The sequence below is a fragment of the Paralteromonas sediminis genome, from assembly GCF_003820355.1.
GTDB classification, from domain to species: Bacteria; Pseudomonadota; Gammaproteobacteria; order Enterobacterales; family Alteromonadaceae; genus Alteromonas_F; species Alteromonas_F sediminis.
Window position 1 is genome coordinate 1,119,424 of sequence record NZ_RPOK01000001.1, and the last position, 15,900, is coordinate 1,135,323.

Below are 15,900 nucleotides of genomic sequence, written 5' to 3' on the forward strand. Positions count from 1 at the left end.
ATTCGCCTTGGAGTTTTTAATGGCGCTAATTGATTGCCCATCATGTGGCAAAAAAATATCGGATAAATCAGAGAGCTGTCCACATTGTGATTTCGCTGTCAAAGCAGCATCAGCAGACGACATTGTGAGAAAGCAAAATATGCAACGCTTTAAAAAGCTGTCCAGCTTACAGAGCCAGTCTATGCTGGCCATGTTAATGTTTGTGCTTGGTTTTGGCTTTATGTATTGGGGAGGCGTGGCACCCGGCGACATGCAACACAATATCGCCATTTTGGTTTGTGTGGCTGGTTTTGTGTGGTATATCGTTAACCGCGTTAGAATTGTCATAATAAAACGATTTAACCAATGAATATAGATGCGCTTTTGGCTTCAATGACGCCACATACCTACAATAATCTCAGGCAAGCCGTTGAGACTGGAAAGTGGCCTGATGGCCGGCAACTGGACGACAATCAAAAGGCCGTGTGCTTGCAGGCTGTTATGCTGTATCAGGCCAAAGTGGAAAAGAGTGAACAGCATATGACTATTGGCGCAGAAGGTGAGATTGTTCAAAAAAGTAAGAGTGAACTGCGCAGTGAACTCAAAGAAAATGAAACCATAGCACGATTTAAACAAGATGATTTTTAGCCGTTTTTTTACCCCCGATCACGCTAAGCCAGACCCAAAAGTTCGCAAAGCCGCCGCCATTCAATTGTCACCTGATGAACCTAAATCTAGGCAGATTTTGCATGAACTAGCTTTTAACGATGAAGCGCCAGAGGTAAATCTGGCAGCATTAGAGCAGCTCAATTCGTTCGCGCTATGGCAAAAAGTGGCACAAACTGCCAAAAACGAGCGCGTCAAAAAGGCTGCGAAGCAAAAGGTTCGTACCAGCATTTTGTCAGATGATACTGTGAGCGACACAGACAAAAAAGATTTCTTACTTGAATCCGCTGATGCAGAGTTGGTCGCTGAGTTCCTTTTACAAAAGCATTCTGTATCTTTTGATGCAGACTATGTTTTGCGTTTGATTGATAAAGTAGATAAGCCTCAGTTCAGAGAAAAGTATTTCTTATCCGGCGCATCTGATGAAGTAAGACAGGTATTGCTTCAACAGGAGGCCTCAATATCACGGTTACAAAAATGGTTGAAGAGGGTCTCTGGCGACCTGGCTGAGCGCATCGGTTTGCGTATTGCAGAGCTAGAAGCTGAACAAGAAATGCCAATTGAAGTGACAAAGCAGACTCGGCTGGTGCTTTCAAAACTGCAAGCTTTACTGGATGAAAAATCACTCGACGTGTTTAGTCAAAAGCGCGCTTGCTTAGTGCAAGAATATACCGACTTGGAAGCGTCATTTTACTGTTTGAACGACCGGGATAAGCAGGCTTTTGAGGAAAAGAAACATCGCATTGATGAGCGTCTTTCTCGCTGCGAGTCAAGTTTGTCTGAAGAATACGAGGCTCAGCAACAGGCACTGTTGAAAACAACAACGCTCAACGAGATTGAATCAGATATCGCGGCAATCGGTCTTCAGGTTGAAGCCTTGATGTCTGAGATCGACGCGGTAACACTCGAGGCGCTTGAAAATGTTCAAAAGACAATTCTTGATTTAGAAACAAGGGTTACAAAGGCTACCACTTTGATTGGCCGGGCAAACGCAGAACCCTTGTTGCAGAAACTGTCGCTGCTGTCTTCACAACTAACCAAACTGCCGGAGTGGCAACGTCATACGCTGGCAATGCAAACTCTGCTTGACAACATTGAGACAAGTTTTCAGTCTGATGTGTCTGATTGGAGCACCATCGCACAGACTATTGAAGACTATCAATCACGCTTTAACGAACTTTTTGAATCTGAATCGCCGCTGGCTGTTCAACACAAGCAACGTTGGTCACAATTAAAAGGCGCATTAAAAGCAGCTAAAAAAGAAGCCGAAAAGGAAAGCAAGCAGACGATCGCTCAATTTAGGAAACAGCTAGGTGTGATTTCAAGTTTAATTTCACAAGGCAAATTCCGAGTTGCCATGTTGAAATTCTCAACATTGAATAACCAGTGGTCACAAGCCAGTGAGCAGGTTAAGCGTTCGCTGGAACGCAAATACGAAGAGATAAGCACGCAGGTAGACAGATTGGAGGGTTGGCAGGATTATGTGTCAGCAGACAGAAAACCCGCTTTGCTGGAACAGGCAAGAACATTAGTCGACGACACCTCAATGGGCATGGTTGAGAGGGCCAATAAGATAAAATTACTGCGTAAGTCCTGGCAGTCTTTAAGTCTGACCAAATCCGAGGCAGAGCAGGGTGAGCAAATCGATACTGAATTTGACGACTTGTTAGAACGCGCTTTCGCACCGTGCCGGAAATACTTTGCTGAGCAGGAAGAAAAACGCAAACAACATATTCAAGACAGAGAAGCAATGATCAAAGCTCTGTCTGAAGTTAGCGAGGATACCTCATTAGCAATAGCAGAAAAATATGAGGCCTTTAATGCGCTGCAAAAGCGCTGGCGGAATGCAGATAAACTCAGACCGCAGGACTACCTTCCCTTAAAAGCGCGTTTTGATGCACTACGAGACGAAGTAACCACATCATTTGATGCTTGGTTGTCTGATAATGCTGAGCAAAAAAATAACCTGGTAAGTCGTGCGCAGGCTCTATTGGAGAGTGCAGATATTAAAGCTGCTACGGAAGAAGCCAAAGTATTACAGCAAACATGGCGTACCACCGCGACTGCAGGTAAAAAATTAGACGGTCAGCTTTGGAAGCGATTTAGGAAAGTGAATGATGCTATTTTTGAGCGCTTGAACGCTGAGCGAGTGGCATCGAAACAAGCAGTATCAGAAGCCGTTGAAGCTTTCAACACTTCGCTAAATGTGGTGAAAGCTAAGGTTGATGAGGGAGACACTGAAGCGTATCGCGCATGCGCTGACAAACTTTATAGCCAACTGACACAGTTGCCTAAGTCCATTGTGTCAGATTTGAAAGCGTCATTGAGCGAACTTGACAAACAGGTGCGTAATATTGAGGCTGATAAAAGGCTCAAGAGGGAACAGGCAAAAATTAATGCGTTGTTGAATGTGATGCAGGATTCAACAGGTAAGCACGCTGACAGTATGCATGAGCACCCTGATTGGGATGTGTTAGAGCCTTCGTGGCAACAAGCTTTGACGGGGGCTTATAAGTTTAATAATGACCAGATACTAACCCACAGGGCCGACGCCTTACTGTTATTGGAAATAGCACTGGACTTGCCCTCACCAGAGACTGAACGGGGCAACAGACAACAGTTGCAATTGTCATTACTGGCGTCAAGTTTAGAGCAGGGCGACAAGCCCGATCCACAGCAATATCTGCATGCTTGGTTGGGTTTTGGTGTGCTCGACAAGATTGATGAAAGCGAGCTGGTACGGCTTAATACTTGCCTGCAGACTATGCTCAGGGCGGTGTAACTTGAATAGTCAGGTTGAATACAGTTTTGATGATGAACCAACCGCTTACAGGTTTTTAAATACTGTAAATGGTTGGGGCAGAGAAGGCATAAGAGTGAAATATGGCCGATCGTCGTTGCACGTAAAAATAAACTATGAGATCCAGACAGGGCAGTTTGATAGTCTTTTATCGGAGCTTGATGATCTTGCAGGCTCTCACAATGGCTGTGAAGTCAGCTGATTTTTTAGTGTCAGAATGTGATGCCATTGCTCGTGTGATACAGGCATCACAGACAGCCGATTGCCTTTTTTCAACAGCTGAAACCCCTCTAACGCTTCTGTTTTTTTAAGGTCAGCCAGGGTAATAACGCGCGTCCACTTTTCCACTAAACTTAGGTCAACCATATCCCAGCGCGGATTTTCTGGGCTCGACTTGGTGTCAAAGTAGTCACTCTTAGGGTCCCATGCCGTAAAGTCGGGATACGCTTCGCGTGTTATTTTTGCAATACCTGCGATACCAGGTATTTTACAACTGGAATGATAGAAAAAAACGCCATCCTCTTTTTTCATTTGCCGCATAAAGTTACGCGCTTGATAATTACGCACACCGTCCCAGGGACTGTTAGGCTTCTTTGCTAGATCATCTACTGAAAACGCGTCGGGCTCTGATTTCATTAACCAGTACTGTGGTTCACTGTGTGCCATTGTGTTTACTCGATAGTTAGGGTGCAGTGATACCCTGCATATTTTCGGATGTTGATAACTCTGTCTTCGTCTAACAACCAATATTGGCCTTTTATGCCATTTAGTGTTCCTGTAAAGGTTGGTGTCTTATCCAAGTTTATGGACTTTATTTTTTCTGGATACGTCGAAACAGGGTAGGTAATCTTGTGCACCTTTCCGTTAGTTTCACTAAAAGCTGTGAGTCCGTGTGTGTCTTCAATTTCTGCCAAAGGGGCTTTTATGTTGTCCAGAAGACGATCTTTCTCTGCCTGCAAATTGATAGCGTCAGGCTCGCCCTTTAGCATGGTGCGCCAGTTCGTTTTATCGGCGACATACTTTTTGAACGCCATTTCCACTAACCCACTGACTTTGCGGTTTGGCACGCGCATGATTGCTAATGCCTGAGTAGCGCCCTGATCCATCCATCTGCTGGACACCGCGTCGGTCACGTGGCGAGTTATACCCACTTTCAGTGCGCCTGTGTTGGCGAGGTAAACAAAGTGATCTTGTAAACAGTTTGCTTCACCCCATTCTGGCTCTCTGCACGTGCCCTCATGGAAGTGACATAGTTCAGGCTTAATTATACAAGTGTCACACTGTGCTAAGGAGATAACGCAGGGGTAGCAATAGCCCTGATTGAAACTCTTTTTTGTTTTTCTACCACAATGTGTACAGGAAATGGCTTGTTCGAATGTCAGGGTAAGCTTCTGTCCAAGAATCGGTTCCATGGATACCAGAGCCTCACCAATGGGCAAGCTATAGTCAACGAAGCCATTGTCATTGTAGTGGGTGTGCATTTTCTTAAGAGTGCCTTGGAATTGCATATTATATATTTACCTCTGCGGTTAATTCTCCACGGATATTGGTTTGCATAAGTTGTTTGGAGGTGGCGTAATCTAAATTCTGGCTGAGTACATAATGCAATTTTGCTAACGCAGCTTCAGGTGTCATATCTGCGCCTGAAATAACGCCTGCCTCCCGCAATGCGTTGCCAGTAGCGTAACCACCCATATTCACTTTACCCCGTAAACACTGCGTGCAGTTGACCACAATAATTTCGTGTTCTGAAGCGTATTTTAGCTGTGCCAGTATGGCTTCTGTTTGCGGTGCATTACCCACGCCATAACTGAGCAAAATCAGCGCCTTTACCGGTTGTTGTAGGGTATTCTTAATCACTTCAGCCGCGATACCTGGATATAGGCTAATTACCCCAATGGGTTGTGCGGTTATGGCTGTTACCAATAAGCTCTGGTTGACGTGCTGAGAAATTTCGCCGGCTTTAAGACGAATAGCGATTCCCGCTTCCAGCAGCGGGGGAAAGTTAGGTGAATCGAAGGCATCAAAACCATCAGCATCCACTTTACGGCTTCGGTTACCGCGATATAAACGGTTATTGAAGTACAAACTAACTTCTGAAATTGGGAAGTTTGCCGCAATGAAAAGCGCATTGAGCAGGTTTTCTTGACCGTCTGATCGTAATTCTGCAAGGGGAATTTGAGAGCCCGTTACAATAACAGGCTTACTGAGGTTCTCCAGCATAAAACTTAGCGCTGATGCCGTAAACGCCATGGTATCTGTACCATGCAAAATAATAAACCCGTCATAGCTGTCGTAGTGTGATGCGATATCGTCGGCAATGAATTGCCAGTCGCTTGGACTCATGTCAGAGGAATCAATCAAATTTGGGTACTCACGCAACGTAAACAGGGGCATCTCTTCGCGATTAAACTCGGGCATCTTTTTTAGCGTGTCAGCTAAAAAGCCGGGCGCTGGTATATAGCCTGATTGAGAAGGGCGCATGCCAATGGTGCCGCCTGTATAAGCTATGTAGATTTTCTTACGCATAAAGGTAGGGTGAGTTATTGTGTGTTTGATTAATTTTAAGGTATTAATCGCTTACAACAAACCCTAACCTGAGTTACAGTACTGAAAATGGAGAAATTTCAGTATAACCATGACGGAAAAGCCTAAAGGACAATTGGTTTGCGTAGGTCCCGGAATGATATTGGGCGCGCATATCACAGAGCGCTGCAGGAATTATATTCAAAGGGCTGACGTTGTTTACGTAAGCTGCCACCATGCAGTTGAAGAATGGTTGGCGACTCTCAATCCCGATACAATTTCGCTGCAAAACCTGTACGCAGAAGGAAAGCACCGACGGGAAACGTACAATCAAATGCATCAAACCATCATGCAATCGGTGCGTGAAGGGAAAAAGGTTGTAGGCTGTTTTTACGGTCACCCTGGGGTCTTTGCACAAGTTCCGCATTGGGTCATTAATACTGCTCGGGAAGAAGGTTACAAGGCTCATATGGAGCCTGGGATTTCTGCTGAAGATTGTTTGTACGCAGATATGGGTATCGATCCTGGCCGTTTCGGATGCCAGCATTTCGAGGCATCACAACTTCTGTTTTATCGCAGGACGCTTGACCCTAGTGCTTACCTGATATTGTGGCAGATAGCGCTTGCCGGTGATCGATCTATTGCTAAGCGGGTCAGTTCGGTTGAGGAGCGCCAGCAATTAGTTGATATATTGCTTAATGACTACCCAGCAGACCACAAGGTTGCAGTGTATGAATGTCCGTTTATTATGGTCGAGAAGCCCAGAATAGAGTGGTTTCCATTAAGTGAGTTGTCAACGTATGAGCTCAACCCGGTTTCGACGTTGGTGATCCCGCCAGCGACAAAAATGCAACCTCGATAAAAAAGGAAATGTGATGAGTGCAATAGCAATTTTGGAAAAATTAGGTGCAGATCCAGATGCGGATGTTAGGGATTTGACTAACGAAGAGCATGCAGCGTTAATGCAAAAAATACAGGCCTTTAAAGAAATCAATGCTGCGCTGATTATTACTGAGCCAGACGATTCTGAGCCCGATGAAGAAGATAAGCCCTCTGAACCATCAGATAATGATGACGACAAGGCATAGTACGGTCGTTACAAGGGCCACACAGGCAATAAGAAGTATCAGATGCAAAACGCGCTAAAGTTTTTAGTTTTTATTTCTATTTTGTTATATCAGGCGAGTGGTTTTGCCTCTGAGCAAGCGCGTTTGTCTCAGTCTTACGATAAACGATTCTCCGATCGCGCAGAATCATTGCGTCTCTTGCAAACGATTGATGAGAGTAGGTTGAGTGACAGTGACAAAAATAAATTCACGTATTTATCGCTGTATCACGACATATTTGCGGGCAAGATTACCTCTTCTGTAAGAGACCTGAAGACATTAAACGACACAGTAGATGATCCCGAGTTAAAACTGACAATTTTGGGAACTTTGCTATCCGCGCACGTGGGGGTAAAGGATTGGCATGCCGGTTTTGCAGACGTTGATAAAGTCCAGGCTATCTTTGACGATTATCCTCATTTAGCAGGATCAGAAGATGGCCTAAGAACAAGTAATGGCGTGGGCATTTTTTTAAATGCAGCCGAAGAGTATGAGCGGGCCGCGGCCATTGCTGAATCTGTTATTGCACGAACTGAACTGCCTAGTACATTGTGTATCGCGCATAATATTTTGGTTCAAGCGCTAGAAAACCGAAGTGAATTTGAGAAATTCGATCGTGTACACGAACAAGGCATAAAACACTGTAACGAAGCCAGTATGTCGTACATAGTGTTGAGCTTAAACTATTCTAAGGTGATGCAGAAAAGTCAAATATGGAGTAAATCACGCACTATTGACTATGCTCTGCAACAGCTTGATATCGCATTGGAGGAGGGCTTTTTACCACTCATTCACTCGTTTCAAAGCTTTCTTGCGGGGCAATATTGCGAGATTGAAGATTTCCAAGAATGTCTTTCCATGGCCTACGCCGTTATTCGGACCGGTTCAGACAATGGCTACATAGTACCGAGATTGTTCAGTTATGAGTATGCAGCTATTGCCTCAGCAGAGCTGGGCTATTTTGAAAATGCCCACACTTATTGGGAGGCGTTTTCGGTATTACAACGACAATATTATTCGGATTTGGCAGCAAGACAGATAGCCGTACAGAATGCACGCTTTAACGACCAGGCGAAAGAAGCCCAAATTGCCCTGCTCGATAAAGAGAACTCACTGCTGCAAACCGAAGCAAAACTGTCGGCGGAACAGATCCAAAACTCTTTATTGGCACTCGCCCTGTCTGCCTTCTTGCTAATTGCGCTTTTGCTATGGTCCTGGCGAGCCATGATTGTGCAGAAAAAATTAAAAGTTATGGCAAGGGAAGACAGTCTGACGCATATTGCTAATCGTGGTTATTTTACCGAGTTGGCACGGATTGCTCTTGAAAAGTCCAAACCCATTAAGCAAACGGTCACAATTATTCTTTTCGATTTAGACCATTTCAAACGCATCAACGACAATTACGGACACCACGTTGGCGATTGGGCACTAAAAAGTGCAGTAAGGGCAGTAGAAGGTGCATTGGGTAATAGTGCCACGGTAGGCAGAGTAGGTGGAGAGGAGTTCGCCATTTTTGCTGAAGGCTTATCACTGGAGGAAGCGACAGAACTGGCAGAAAAGTGCCGGGGAGCAATTGAAACTATTGATCCTGAAGCAATCCATCGAACCAAGTTTTCACTGACCGCGAGTTTCGGAGTCTGTGATACGACACAGGTAGGTTATAACTACGATACCCTTTATACAGCGGCTGATTTAGCCTTATATCAGTCTAAAACGCGCGGCCGCAACAGGGTATATGTCTACACGCATCTCACTGACGGCGAATAATGCCGCCAGTGCTATTTGTGGTACTTATTTCGCAGGTACAATCTTACCCACGTCTTCTCCCGCAGCTTGACGATCAGCGTGGTAGCTTGATCGAACCATGGGACCGCAAGCCGCATGAGTAAAGCCAATTTCTTTGGCATATTCGCCCAACTCATCAAATTCCGCAGGTGTAACATAGCGCTTCACAGGGTAATGATGTCTGCTCGGTTGTAGATACTGGCCAAGCGTTAACATGTCAATATTGTGGTCGCGCATATCGCGCAACACATCAGCTATCTCTTGTTTATCTTCGCCCATGCCCATCATTAACCCCGATTTGGTAGGGATGTCAGGATGGTTTTCTTTGAACCGTTTCAACAAATCTAATGACCATTTGTAATTCGCACCTGGGCGACACTCGCGGTACAAACGCGGGATAGTTTCTAGATTGTGGTTAAATACATCCGGAGGACCTGATTTAAATATTTCTAACGCGCGGTCCATCCGCCCCCGAAAATCAGGCACTAACACTTCGATGGTCGTGGAGGGGCTGTGCTCGCGGATAGCGTTAATACAGTCGACAAAGTGCTGTGCACCACCATCTCTAAGGTCATCGCGGTCTACCGAGGTGATCACTACATAACGCAAGCCCATTTCTTTGATGGTTTTAGCCAGCTTTTCAGGCTCTTCTGCGCTTGGGGGAAGTGGTTTTCCATGGGCAACATCACAAAAAGGGCATCGGCGAGTACAAATATCACCCAAAATCATGAAAGTGGCTGTACCGTGATTAAAGCATTCTGCTAGGTTGGGGCAGCTGGCCTCTTCACAAACCGAGTGCAGGTTATTTTTGCGCAAGGTTTTTTTAATATGCTCGATTTTATCTGTAGTTCGTGGCAGCTTTATTTTAATCCAGTCCGGTTTGCGGAGCATTTCCTCTTTTTCCGTAGGGATAATAGTTACCGGAATATGTTTTACTTTTTCATCGTCACGTAATTTTACGCCCGCTTTGGCTCGCACATCACTCATCAAAACCTTCTTTGTTTATCACAGTATCTATATTTAATTCTTTCACTAAATAATGAACCAAACCTTTACCCGCTTCTGCGACCGTTGCTGGTCCACCCAAATCACTGGCATTGACCATTTCCATACCAGCATACCCACAGGGGTTAATCCGCTGAAAAGGCCCTAAGTCCATATTAACATTCATGGCAAGCCCATGAAATGAACAGCCTTTTCGAATACGTAATCCGACCGAACAGAGTTTACTTCCATCGACATAAACACCCGGAGCATCAGAACGGGGGTAGGCCTCTACATCGTATTCAGCCATGATATTAACGACGCTCCTCTCTAAGGCATTGACTAGCTGGCGTACACCGAGCTTTGCGCGCTTAATATCGAGGAGAACATATAGCACTTGCTGCCCTGGACCGTGATAAGTGACCTGGCCACCTCTGTCCACTTTAACCACAGGTATATCCCCGGGCATTAACACATGCTCATCTTTTCCTGCCTGCCCCTGTGTAAAAACAGGGTCGTGCTCTACTAACCACATTTCATCGGTGGTTTCTGGGGTTCTGTTGTCAGTAAAAGATTGCATGGCCTGCCAAACAGGTTGGTATGCCTGTTTACCTAATTGTCTAACAATAACCAAAACTAGAGCACCACGCGGACTAACTCGAGTTTAGATAACTCGGTGTAGATAGACTCCATATGCGCTTTACTGGTTACTTTGACGCTGATAGACAACGAGTGATACGTGCCTTTGCTGCTAGGGCGCACACTGGGTGAGTAGTCACCCGGTGCAAGCTCCTGCAAGCGTCCAATTACCTGCGTGGGAAGGTCGTCATGCGCAACGCCCATGATCTTAAACGTTTGAAAAGTTGGAAACTCTAATAATTCGTCGAATTTAGTGTCCATTGACCTGCTCTATTGCTGAAAACCGGCGGATTATACCTTACTCACCGTCCAGGCCCAATTGCAAATATACGTAGTCTTTTAATTTGTCGAACATGCCACCTTCATTAACCTCGTGTAAGGTCACGAGCGGGTATTCAGCGACGTCCTCACCTTCGAGCTGTAAATAAAGCGTTCCAACTACCTGACCTTTTGCCAACGGTGCCTTCAATTTCTCATTGAGCTCGAAGTTTGCCTGAAGATTTTTAGCCTGGCCTCGTGGGATCGTGATGGGAGTCGCTTGGTTGATACCCAAGTCAACGGTCTCTCTGTCACCCATAAAAATACGGTGTGCAACGAAGCTCTCTCCTGCTTGATAAGGAGTTACTGTTTCATAGAAGCGAAACCCATAGCGAAGTAGCTTCTTATTTTCTACTTTTCGGGCCCGTTCACTTTCTGTGCCCATAACCACTGAAATGAGTCTCATGTCGCCCTGGATGCCGGATGTGATCAAGCTGTAGCCCGCATCAGAAGTGTGACCTGTTTTAATGCCATCAACGTTCAGGCTTGGGTCCCAAAGTAGGCTATTGCGGTTAAACTGCTTGATATCGTTATAGGTAAATTCTTTTTCACTGTAAATGGCATACATATCTGGCACTTCATTTATAAGTGCACGTGAAAGTATTGCCATATCGCGCGGAGACGTATAGTGCTCAGGGTCGTGAAGCCCGTGGCTATTGACAAAGTTACTTGCCGTCATACCCAACGCAGCAGCATATGAGTTCATCATGCTCGCAAATGCCGCTTCTGAGCCAGCAACATGTTCAGCCATGGCAACGCACGCGTCATTGCCCGATTGCACAATGATCCCTCTAAGTAAGTCTGAAACGGAAACCTGTGTGCCTACCTCAATAAACATTTTCGATGAGTCAGGAAAGTTTTTAGCCCATGCGTTCTCTGAAATAGTTACCTGGTCATCCAGACTAATATTGCCGGCATTGAGTTCTTTACCGATGGCATATACCGTCATTATTTTGGTCAGGCTAGCTGGATATATCTGCATATCTGCATTTTGACCCGCAATAATATGGCCTGTTTCATGGTCCATCAGCACAAAGCCTTCAGCGGCAACAGAAGGCACGGGCGGGATGACTACCGCAGCATTGGCTGAAAATGAACTGGAGAGTACCAGACTGATTAAAAAGAAAAGAACCTTAGATTTAGCGCTAGAAGACATCAAAGACATTGTGTTTCCATTTATATTTGTTGTGTGTCGATCAAAACCACGGCATTTTAACGCAATTAGAGCCAAGTTACGTAAAAAAGTTTCCTAAAGACCGATAATATACGCGCCTGGATAGCCATTTCGTTGTAAGTCACTCAGCAATTGGCTTACCTGAAACCGGTCTTGAAATGGGCCTAGCCTAAGCCTGAACAGATTGTCGACAAAGGGCAGTGCGGTTGGAACTTGATACAGAGATGCAAGGCCGTCTGAAAGCGCCTTGGCGTTATGTTTGTCAGATAAGGCTGCAACCTGAATATAGATCCCTTCGCTTTTCTCGGGCTCAGTTGTGGGAGGGACAATACCCGCATACTCTTCAAAAGACTGAGTCGGGCCTTTTCCGACGGTATATAAACCTTCAGGGCTGACATGAATCACCTCAATTTTAACCTTGGCGACTCCATTTTTCATCGTGTCCAGCTTTTTGGCTGCAGCATAGGAGAGGTCAATAATTCGGTCATCGTGAAAAGGCCCTCTATCATTGACGCGGACAATAGCAGTTCGGTTATTCTCAAGATTAGTGACTTTAACGAATGAGGGGAGTGGCAAGGTAGTGTGAGCAGCAGACATAGCAAACATGTCATACGTTTCGCCATTAGATGTTAGGTGACCGTGAAATTTCTGACCATACCAAGAGGCATAACCTATTTGCTCAAACCCTTTGCCAGATGACATAGGAAAGTATTGTTTACCCAACACAGTGTAAGGGCGATTGTTGTGCTCTCTGTAGGGCTCATAACGCGGTGTTGCATCTCGCATTTCCGGTTCAGCATAATTAAATTGTGGGGCTGAATCCTGTTTTTGTGCATATCGTCCGCTAGGAGACTGTGCACAACCGCCTACAATGGCAGTGATAGCCAAGTAAAAGAATATTCTAGTTATAGCGCGCATCAGCGTGATAATAGTCGTTTTTGTGTGCCGATGGACATGAGAATGCCAAATCCTGCTAACAATGTCACCATTGATGTGCCACCATAACTGACAAGCGGTAGTGGCACGCCTACTACAGGCAATAATCCCGACACCATTCCCATGTTTACAAAGACGTAGACAAAAAATGTTAGCGTAATTGCTCCAGCGAGTAATTTTGAATAGGCGTCCTGTGCTCTTACTGCAAGCACTAAGCCGCGACCAATAATGAACAGATAAATAGCGAGAAGCGCCATCACGCCAATGAGACCAAATTCTTCACTGTAAACGGCAAAAATAAAATCAGTGTGGCGTTCGGGTAGAAACTCAAGTTGAGATTGCGTACCTTTAAGCCAGCCTTTTCCCTCAAAACCGCCAGAACCAATGGCTATTTTAGACTGAATGATGTGATAACCCGAACCCAAGGGATCACTTTCGGGATTCAGGAAAGTTAGCACACGCTGCTTTTGGTAATCCTGCATCAGGAAGAACCACATGATGGGTAGGAATGCACCAGCTAGCAAAGCGACATAAGCAATGAGGCGCCAGCGCATGCCTGCAAGAAAGAGCGCGAAAATACCGCTGCTAGCAACGAGTAGGGAGGTGCCTAAATCAGGTTGTTTGGCAATGAGGATAGTCGGAATAATGACCAACACAAAACCAACAAAAATATTCAAGGTCTTAGGCGGTAAATCAAATTTACTGATATACCAGGCAATCATCATAGGCACAGCCAGTTTCATGATTTCTGAAGGCTGAAAGCGGATTATATGTAAATCAAGCCACCGCTGTGCGCCTTTACCCACATCGCCAAACAGCAGCACAGCGACCAGCATGAGTAATCCGACAACATAGCCATAAACAGAGACACGTCGATAAAAAGCAGGTGGGATTTGTGCCAAGACCAACATAACGACCATGGCGACGCCGAGTCGAGTCACTTGGCGATAAATTAAGTCAATATCTTGTCCGCCTGCTGAATAGATAGCAACCAGGCCTACTGACATCAAGGTTAGTAGGCCAACGAGCAATGTCAGGTCGATATGAATAGCGGCAAGAAAACGCTTCATGATGACGTATACTCCAGAACCTTGCGCTTTTCCGTCGGTGAGTACCACTTGTCTTCAGGCAGTGGATTCAGGGTAAAGTAATAGTCAAACATGGCACGGGCAACCGGAGCAGCATTCGAACTGCCGCCACCTGCGTTTTCTATCACAACTGCAATAGATACTTGAGGGGCATCATAGGGGGCGTAGCCAACATACATGGCATTGTCCCGTAAATGCTCTGCCACATTTTCTTCCTCATATTCTTCATCTTGAGCAACGGAAAACAGTTGTGCAGTGCCTGTTTTTCCCGCAGAAACATAAGGCGCTGTGGCAAAGGCATTAAAGGCAGTGCCGTGATCACGGTTAACCGTTCCATACATGGCATCGAGCACTAAATCCCAGTTCGCTTCTTTTTTCATCGCCACCGGCCTTAGGGTTTTGGGTAATTCAACTGTGATTTGTTCGTTTTCGATATAGCCGCGCTTTATTTGCGGTATGAAGCGTTCGCCCTTGTTGATCAGCGTATTCACAGACTGTGCGATTTGGACCGGCGTGGCGGTCCAGAAACTTTGTCCTATGCCAACCGGAATGGTGTCACCAATGTACCAAGGCTCGTTAAACCTGGCCTTTTTCCAGCCTCTGCTGGGCATATTCGCCGCTGACTCTTCGTGTAAATCTATACCTGTGTAATCACCGAACCCAAAGTCCATCATCGACTCGCTGATTTTGTCGATACCCGTTCTGTAGGCTAAATCGTAGTAAAACGTGTCACAGGAAACTTCAATGGCTTTTGTTAGATTTACTTTACCGTGACCGCCTCTTTTCCAGTCGCGCCATACATGACTGACATTTGGCAGTCTGTAACGTCCGTAGTCTGTCATTTCTTCGTCTGGAGTGATCACTTCATGTTCCAGACCAACCAGTCCTAAATGCGGCTTGATCGTTGATGCTGGTGGGTATTGCCCTTGTGTTGCACGATTAATGAGCGGCCTGTCTGTGGAATTGAGAAGTGCGGAATAGTTTGCCTGGCTAATACCGTGAACAAACATGTTGGGGTCATAACTTGGGCTTGAATAAAGTGCCAGTACGCCCCCTGTGGACGGGTCAGTCATAACGACGGTACCACGTCTGTCTCCGAGCAATTCAGCGGCTTTTTGTTGTAACCGTAAGTCGATATTAAGCACAATATCCTGACCCGGCGTGGGAGGCTGAACTTCCAGTGTTCTGATTATCCGCCCTTGGCTATTAACTTCAACTTGTTGGTAACCCACTTTGCCGTGAAGCAGGCTTTCATGAAAACGTTCTACGCCAAGCTTACCGATATCATAGGTGGCAGCGTAATTATCTTCCTGTCCTGCTTCTATGAGCTTTTGCAGGTCTTTCTTGTTTATTTTAGAGACATAGCCCAACACATGGGTTAGCAACCCTGCATAGGGGTAATGTCGCGAAAGGCGGGCTTCTATTGATACACCAGGAAAACGGTATTTATTGGCTGAGAATATGGCTACTTCCTGTTCTGACAAACGCGTTTTAAGGGCGATAGGTTTAAACCGTCTCTGGCCTCTAAGTGTTTGTTTAAAGCTGCTGATATCTTCTTCTGTAATAGGGAAAAGCGCCTTGAGCTGAGACAGGGTTGTGTCTAAATCATCAATATCCTCGGGGATTAATTCAAGACTGAATACAGGCTGGTTCTCTGCCAATAAAACACCATTGCGATCGTAAATTAACCCTCGGTTAGGAGCGACGGGCAGTACTTTTATGCGATTGGTATCGGAGCGTGTTTCAAAATCCTGATGCTGCTTAACTTGCAAGACATATAAATTGCTGAGCACTACGCCCAGTAGCAGACTGGTGATGATAAAAGCAATAAACGCGCGTCGAGTCACCAGATTGGCTTCTGCAGTATGATCGCGAATAGTTTGACGTTTAATCGGCATG

Annotated in this window: 17 protein-coding genes; 7 read left to right on the plus strand and 10 right to left on the minus strand. The window is 45.6% G+C overall.

Features of this window, described 5'->3' with window-relative positions; translation table 11 throughout:
• Positions 1-19: 19 nt before the first annotated feature.
• From DRW07_RS05065 to DRW07_RS05080, 4 genes are read left to right on the plus strand one after another with little or no spacing between them, the layout of a single operon-like run.
• The gene (locus tag DRW07_RS05065; protein ID WP_124026766.1) at positions 20-349 is read left to right on the plus strand and encodes a zinc ribbon domain-containing protein; all 330 of its coding nucleotides are present in this window, start codon (positions 20-22) and stop codon (positions 347-349) included.
• Positions 346-627, plus strand: a complete 282-nt coding sequence (locus DRW07_RS05070; RefSeq protein WP_124026767.1) for a YeaC family protein — start codon at positions 346-348, stop codon at positions 625-627. The genes DRW07_RS05065 and DRW07_RS05070 overlap by 4 nt, the downstream gene beginning before the upstream one ends.
• Positions 617-3,427 carry a DUF349 domain-containing protein gene (locus tag DRW07_RS05075; protein WP_124026768.1) on the plus strand — a complete coding sequence of 937 codons (2,811 nt, stop codon included), beginning with the start codon at positions 617-619 and terminating at the stop codon, positions 3,425-3,427. Before DRW07_RS05070 ends, DRW07_RS05075 begins: the two co-directional genes overlap by 11 nt.
• A 1-nt stretch (position 3,428) precedes the next feature.
• On the plus strand, positions 3,429-3,647 hold the full coding sequence (locus DRW07_RS05080; protein WP_124026769.1) for a hypothetical protein: 219 nt from the start codon (positions 3,429-3,431) through the stop codon (positions 3,645-3,647).
• Here DRW07_RS05080 and DRW07_RS05085 read toward each other — a convergent pair.
• From DRW07_RS05085 to ansA, 3 genes are read right to left on the minus strand one after another with little or no spacing between them, the layout of a single operon-like run.
• Positions 3,623-4,111 (minus strand): EVE domain-containing protein, encoded by a 489-nt coding sequence (locus tag DRW07_RS05085; RefSeq protein WP_124026770.1) that lies wholly within the window; start codon positions 4,109-4,111, stop codon positions 3,623-3,625. The genes DRW07_RS05080 and DRW07_RS05085 overlap by 25 nt on opposite strands.
• A gap of 5 nt (positions 4,112-4,116) precedes the next feature.
• Positions 4,117-4,953: a DUF2797 domain-containing protein gene (locus tag DRW07_RS05090; RefSeq protein WP_124026771.1), complete on the minus strand. Its 837-nt coding sequence runs from the start codon at positions 4,951-4,953 to the stop codon at positions 4,117-4,119.
• Position 4,954: 1 nt separating this feature from the next.
• Entirely contained in the window at positions 4,955-5,974 is a 1,020-nt protein-coding gene (gene ansA / locus DRW07_RS05095; protein ID WP_124026772.1) for an asparaginase, read from the minus strand.
• A gap of 109 nt (positions 5,975-6,083) precedes the next feature.
• On the opposite strand from ansA, the gene DRW07_RS05100 reads away from it, so the two are divergent.
• From DRW07_RS05100 to DRW07_RS05110, 3 genes are read left to right on the plus strand one after another with little or no spacing between them, the layout of a single operon-like run.
• Positions 6,084-6,833 carry an SAM-dependent methyltransferase gene (locus DRW07_RS05100; protein WP_124026773.1) on the plus strand — a complete coding sequence of 250 codons (750 nt, stop codon included), beginning with the start codon at positions 6,084-6,086 and terminating at the stop codon, positions 6,831-6,833.
• A gap of 13 nt (positions 6,834-6,846) precedes the next feature.
• On the plus strand, positions 6,847-7,059 hold the full coding sequence (locus tag DRW07_RS05105; protein WP_124026774.1) for a hypothetical protein: 213 nt from the start codon (positions 6,847-6,849) through the stop codon (positions 7,057-7,059).
• A gap of 42 nt (positions 7,060-7,101) precedes the next feature.
• On the plus strand, positions 7,102-8,844 hold the full coding sequence (locus tag DRW07_RS05110) for a GGDEF domain-containing protein (protein WP_124026775.1): 1,743 nt from the start codon (positions 7,102-7,104) through the stop codon (positions 8,842-8,844).
• 24 nt (positions 8,845-8,868) lie between these two features.
• On the opposite strand, the gene lipA is transcribed toward DRW07_RS05110, so the two are convergent.
• The 7 genes from lipA to mrdA form a co-directional block, all read right to left on the minus strand.
• A complete protein-coding gene (gene lipA / locus DRW07_RS05115; RefSeq protein ID WP_124026776.1) occupies positions 8,869-9,849 on the minus strand; it encodes a lipoyl synthase in 981 nt (326 codons plus the stop codon).
• On the minus strand, positions 9,842-10,426 hold the full coding sequence (gene lipB / locus DRW07_RS05120) for a lipoyl(octanoyl) transferase LipB (protein ID WP_240630514.1): 585 nt from the start codon (positions 10,424-10,426) through the stop codon (positions 9,842-9,844). Before lipB ends, lipA begins: the two co-directional genes overlap by 8 nt.
• A gap of 56 nt (positions 10,427-10,482) precedes the next feature.
• Positions 10,483-10,746, minus strand: a complete 264-nt coding sequence (ybeD, locus tag DRW07_RS05125) for a DUF493 family protein YbeD (protein ID WP_124026778.1) — start codon at positions 10,744-10,746, stop codon at positions 10,483-10,485.
• 37 nt (positions 10,747-10,783) lie between these two features.
• Complete coding sequence (locus DRW07_RS05130) at positions 10,784-11,959, minus strand: serine hydrolase (RefSeq protein ID WP_124026858.1); 1,176 nt, start codon at positions 11,957-11,959, stop codon at positions 10,784-10,786.
• Between the two features lie 93 nt (positions 11,960-12,052).
• Positions 12,053-12,895 carry a septal ring lytic transglycosylase RlpA family protein gene (locus tag DRW07_RS05135; protein WP_124026779.1) on the minus strand — a complete coding sequence of 281 codons (843 nt, stop codon included), beginning with the start codon at positions 12,893-12,895 and terminating at the stop codon, positions 12,053-12,055.
• Positions 12,895-13,983: a rod shape-determining protein RodA gene (rodA, locus tag DRW07_RS05140; RefSeq protein WP_124026780.1), complete on the minus strand. Its 1,089-nt coding sequence runs from the start codon at positions 13,981-13,983 to the stop codon at positions 12,895-12,897. Before rodA ends, DRW07_RS05135 begins: the two co-directional genes overlap by 1 nt.
• Complete coding sequence (gene mrdA / locus DRW07_RS05145; RefSeq protein ID WP_124026781.1) at positions 13,980-15,899, minus strand: penicillin-binding protein 2; 1,920 nt, start codon at positions 15,897-15,899, stop codon at positions 13,980-13,982. The genes rodA and mrdA overlap by 4 nt, the downstream gene beginning before the upstream one ends.
• Between the last annotated feature and the right edge of the window lies 1 nt (position 15,900).

Excerpts from the sequence above, each read along its gene's own strand:
- DRW07_RS05065 (WP_124026766.1), top strand. The coding sequence starts at position 20 with ATGGCGCTAATTGATTGCCCATCATGTGGCAAAAAAATATCGGATAAA.
- DRW07_RS05070 (WP_124026767.1), top strand. The coding sequence starts at position 346 with ATGAATATAGATGCGCTTTTGGCTTCAATGACGCCACATACCTACAAT.
- DRW07_RS05075 (WP_124026768.1), top strand. The coding sequence starts at position 617 with ATGATTTTTAGCCGTTTTTTTACCCCCGATCACGCTAAGCCAGACCCA.
- DRW07_RS05085 (WP_124026770.1), bottom strand. The coding sequence starts at position 4,111 with ATGGCACACAGTGAACCACAGTACTGGTTAATGAAATCAGAGCCCGAC.
- DRW07_RS05090 (WP_124026771.1), bottom strand. The coding sequence starts at position 4,953 with ATGCAATTCCAAGGCACTCTTAAGAAAATGCACACCCACTACAATGAC.
- ansA (WP_124026772.1), bottom strand. The coding sequence starts at position 5,974 with ATGCGTAAGAAAATCTACATAGCTTATACAGGCGGCACCATTGGCATG.
- DRW07_RS05100 (WP_124026773.1), top strand. The coding sequence starts at position 6,084 with ATGACGGAAAAGCCTAAAGGACAATTGGTTTGCGTAGGTCCCGGAATG.
- DRW07_RS05105 (WP_124026774.1), top strand. The coding sequence starts at position 6,847 with ATGAGTGCAATAGCAATTTTGGAAAAATTAGGTGCAGATCCAGATGCG.
- DRW07_RS05110 (WP_124026775.1), top strand. The coding sequence starts at position 7,102 with ATGCAAAACGCGCTAAAGTTTTTAGTTTTTATTTCTATTTTGTTATAT.
- lipA (WP_124026776.1), bottom strand. The coding sequence starts at position 9,849 with ATGAGTGATGTGCGAGCCAAAGCGGGCGTAAAATTACGTGACGATGAA.
- lipB (WP_240630514.1), bottom strand. The coding sequence starts at position 10,426 with ATGCAATCTTTTACTGACAACAGAACCCCAGAAACCACCGATGAAATG.
- ybeD (WP_124026778.1), bottom strand. The coding sequence starts at position 10,746 with ATGGACACTAAATTCGACGAATTATTAGAGTTTCCAACTTTTCAAACG.
- DRW07_RS05130 (WP_124026858.1), bottom strand. The coding sequence starts at position 11,959 with ATGTCTTCTAGCGCTAAATCTAAGGTTCTTTTCTTTTTAATCAGTCTG.
- DRW07_RS05135 (WP_124026779.1), bottom strand. The coding sequence starts at position 12,895 with ATGCGCGCTATAACTAGAATATTCTTTTACTTGGCTATCACTGCCATT.
- rodA (WP_124026780.1), bottom strand. The coding sequence starts at position 13,983 with ATGAAGCGTTTTCTTGCCGCTATTCATATCGACCTGACATTGCTCGTT.
- mrdA (WP_124026781.1), bottom strand. The coding sequence starts at position 15,899 with ATGCCGATTAAACGTCAAACTATTCGCGATCATACTGCAGAAGCCAAT.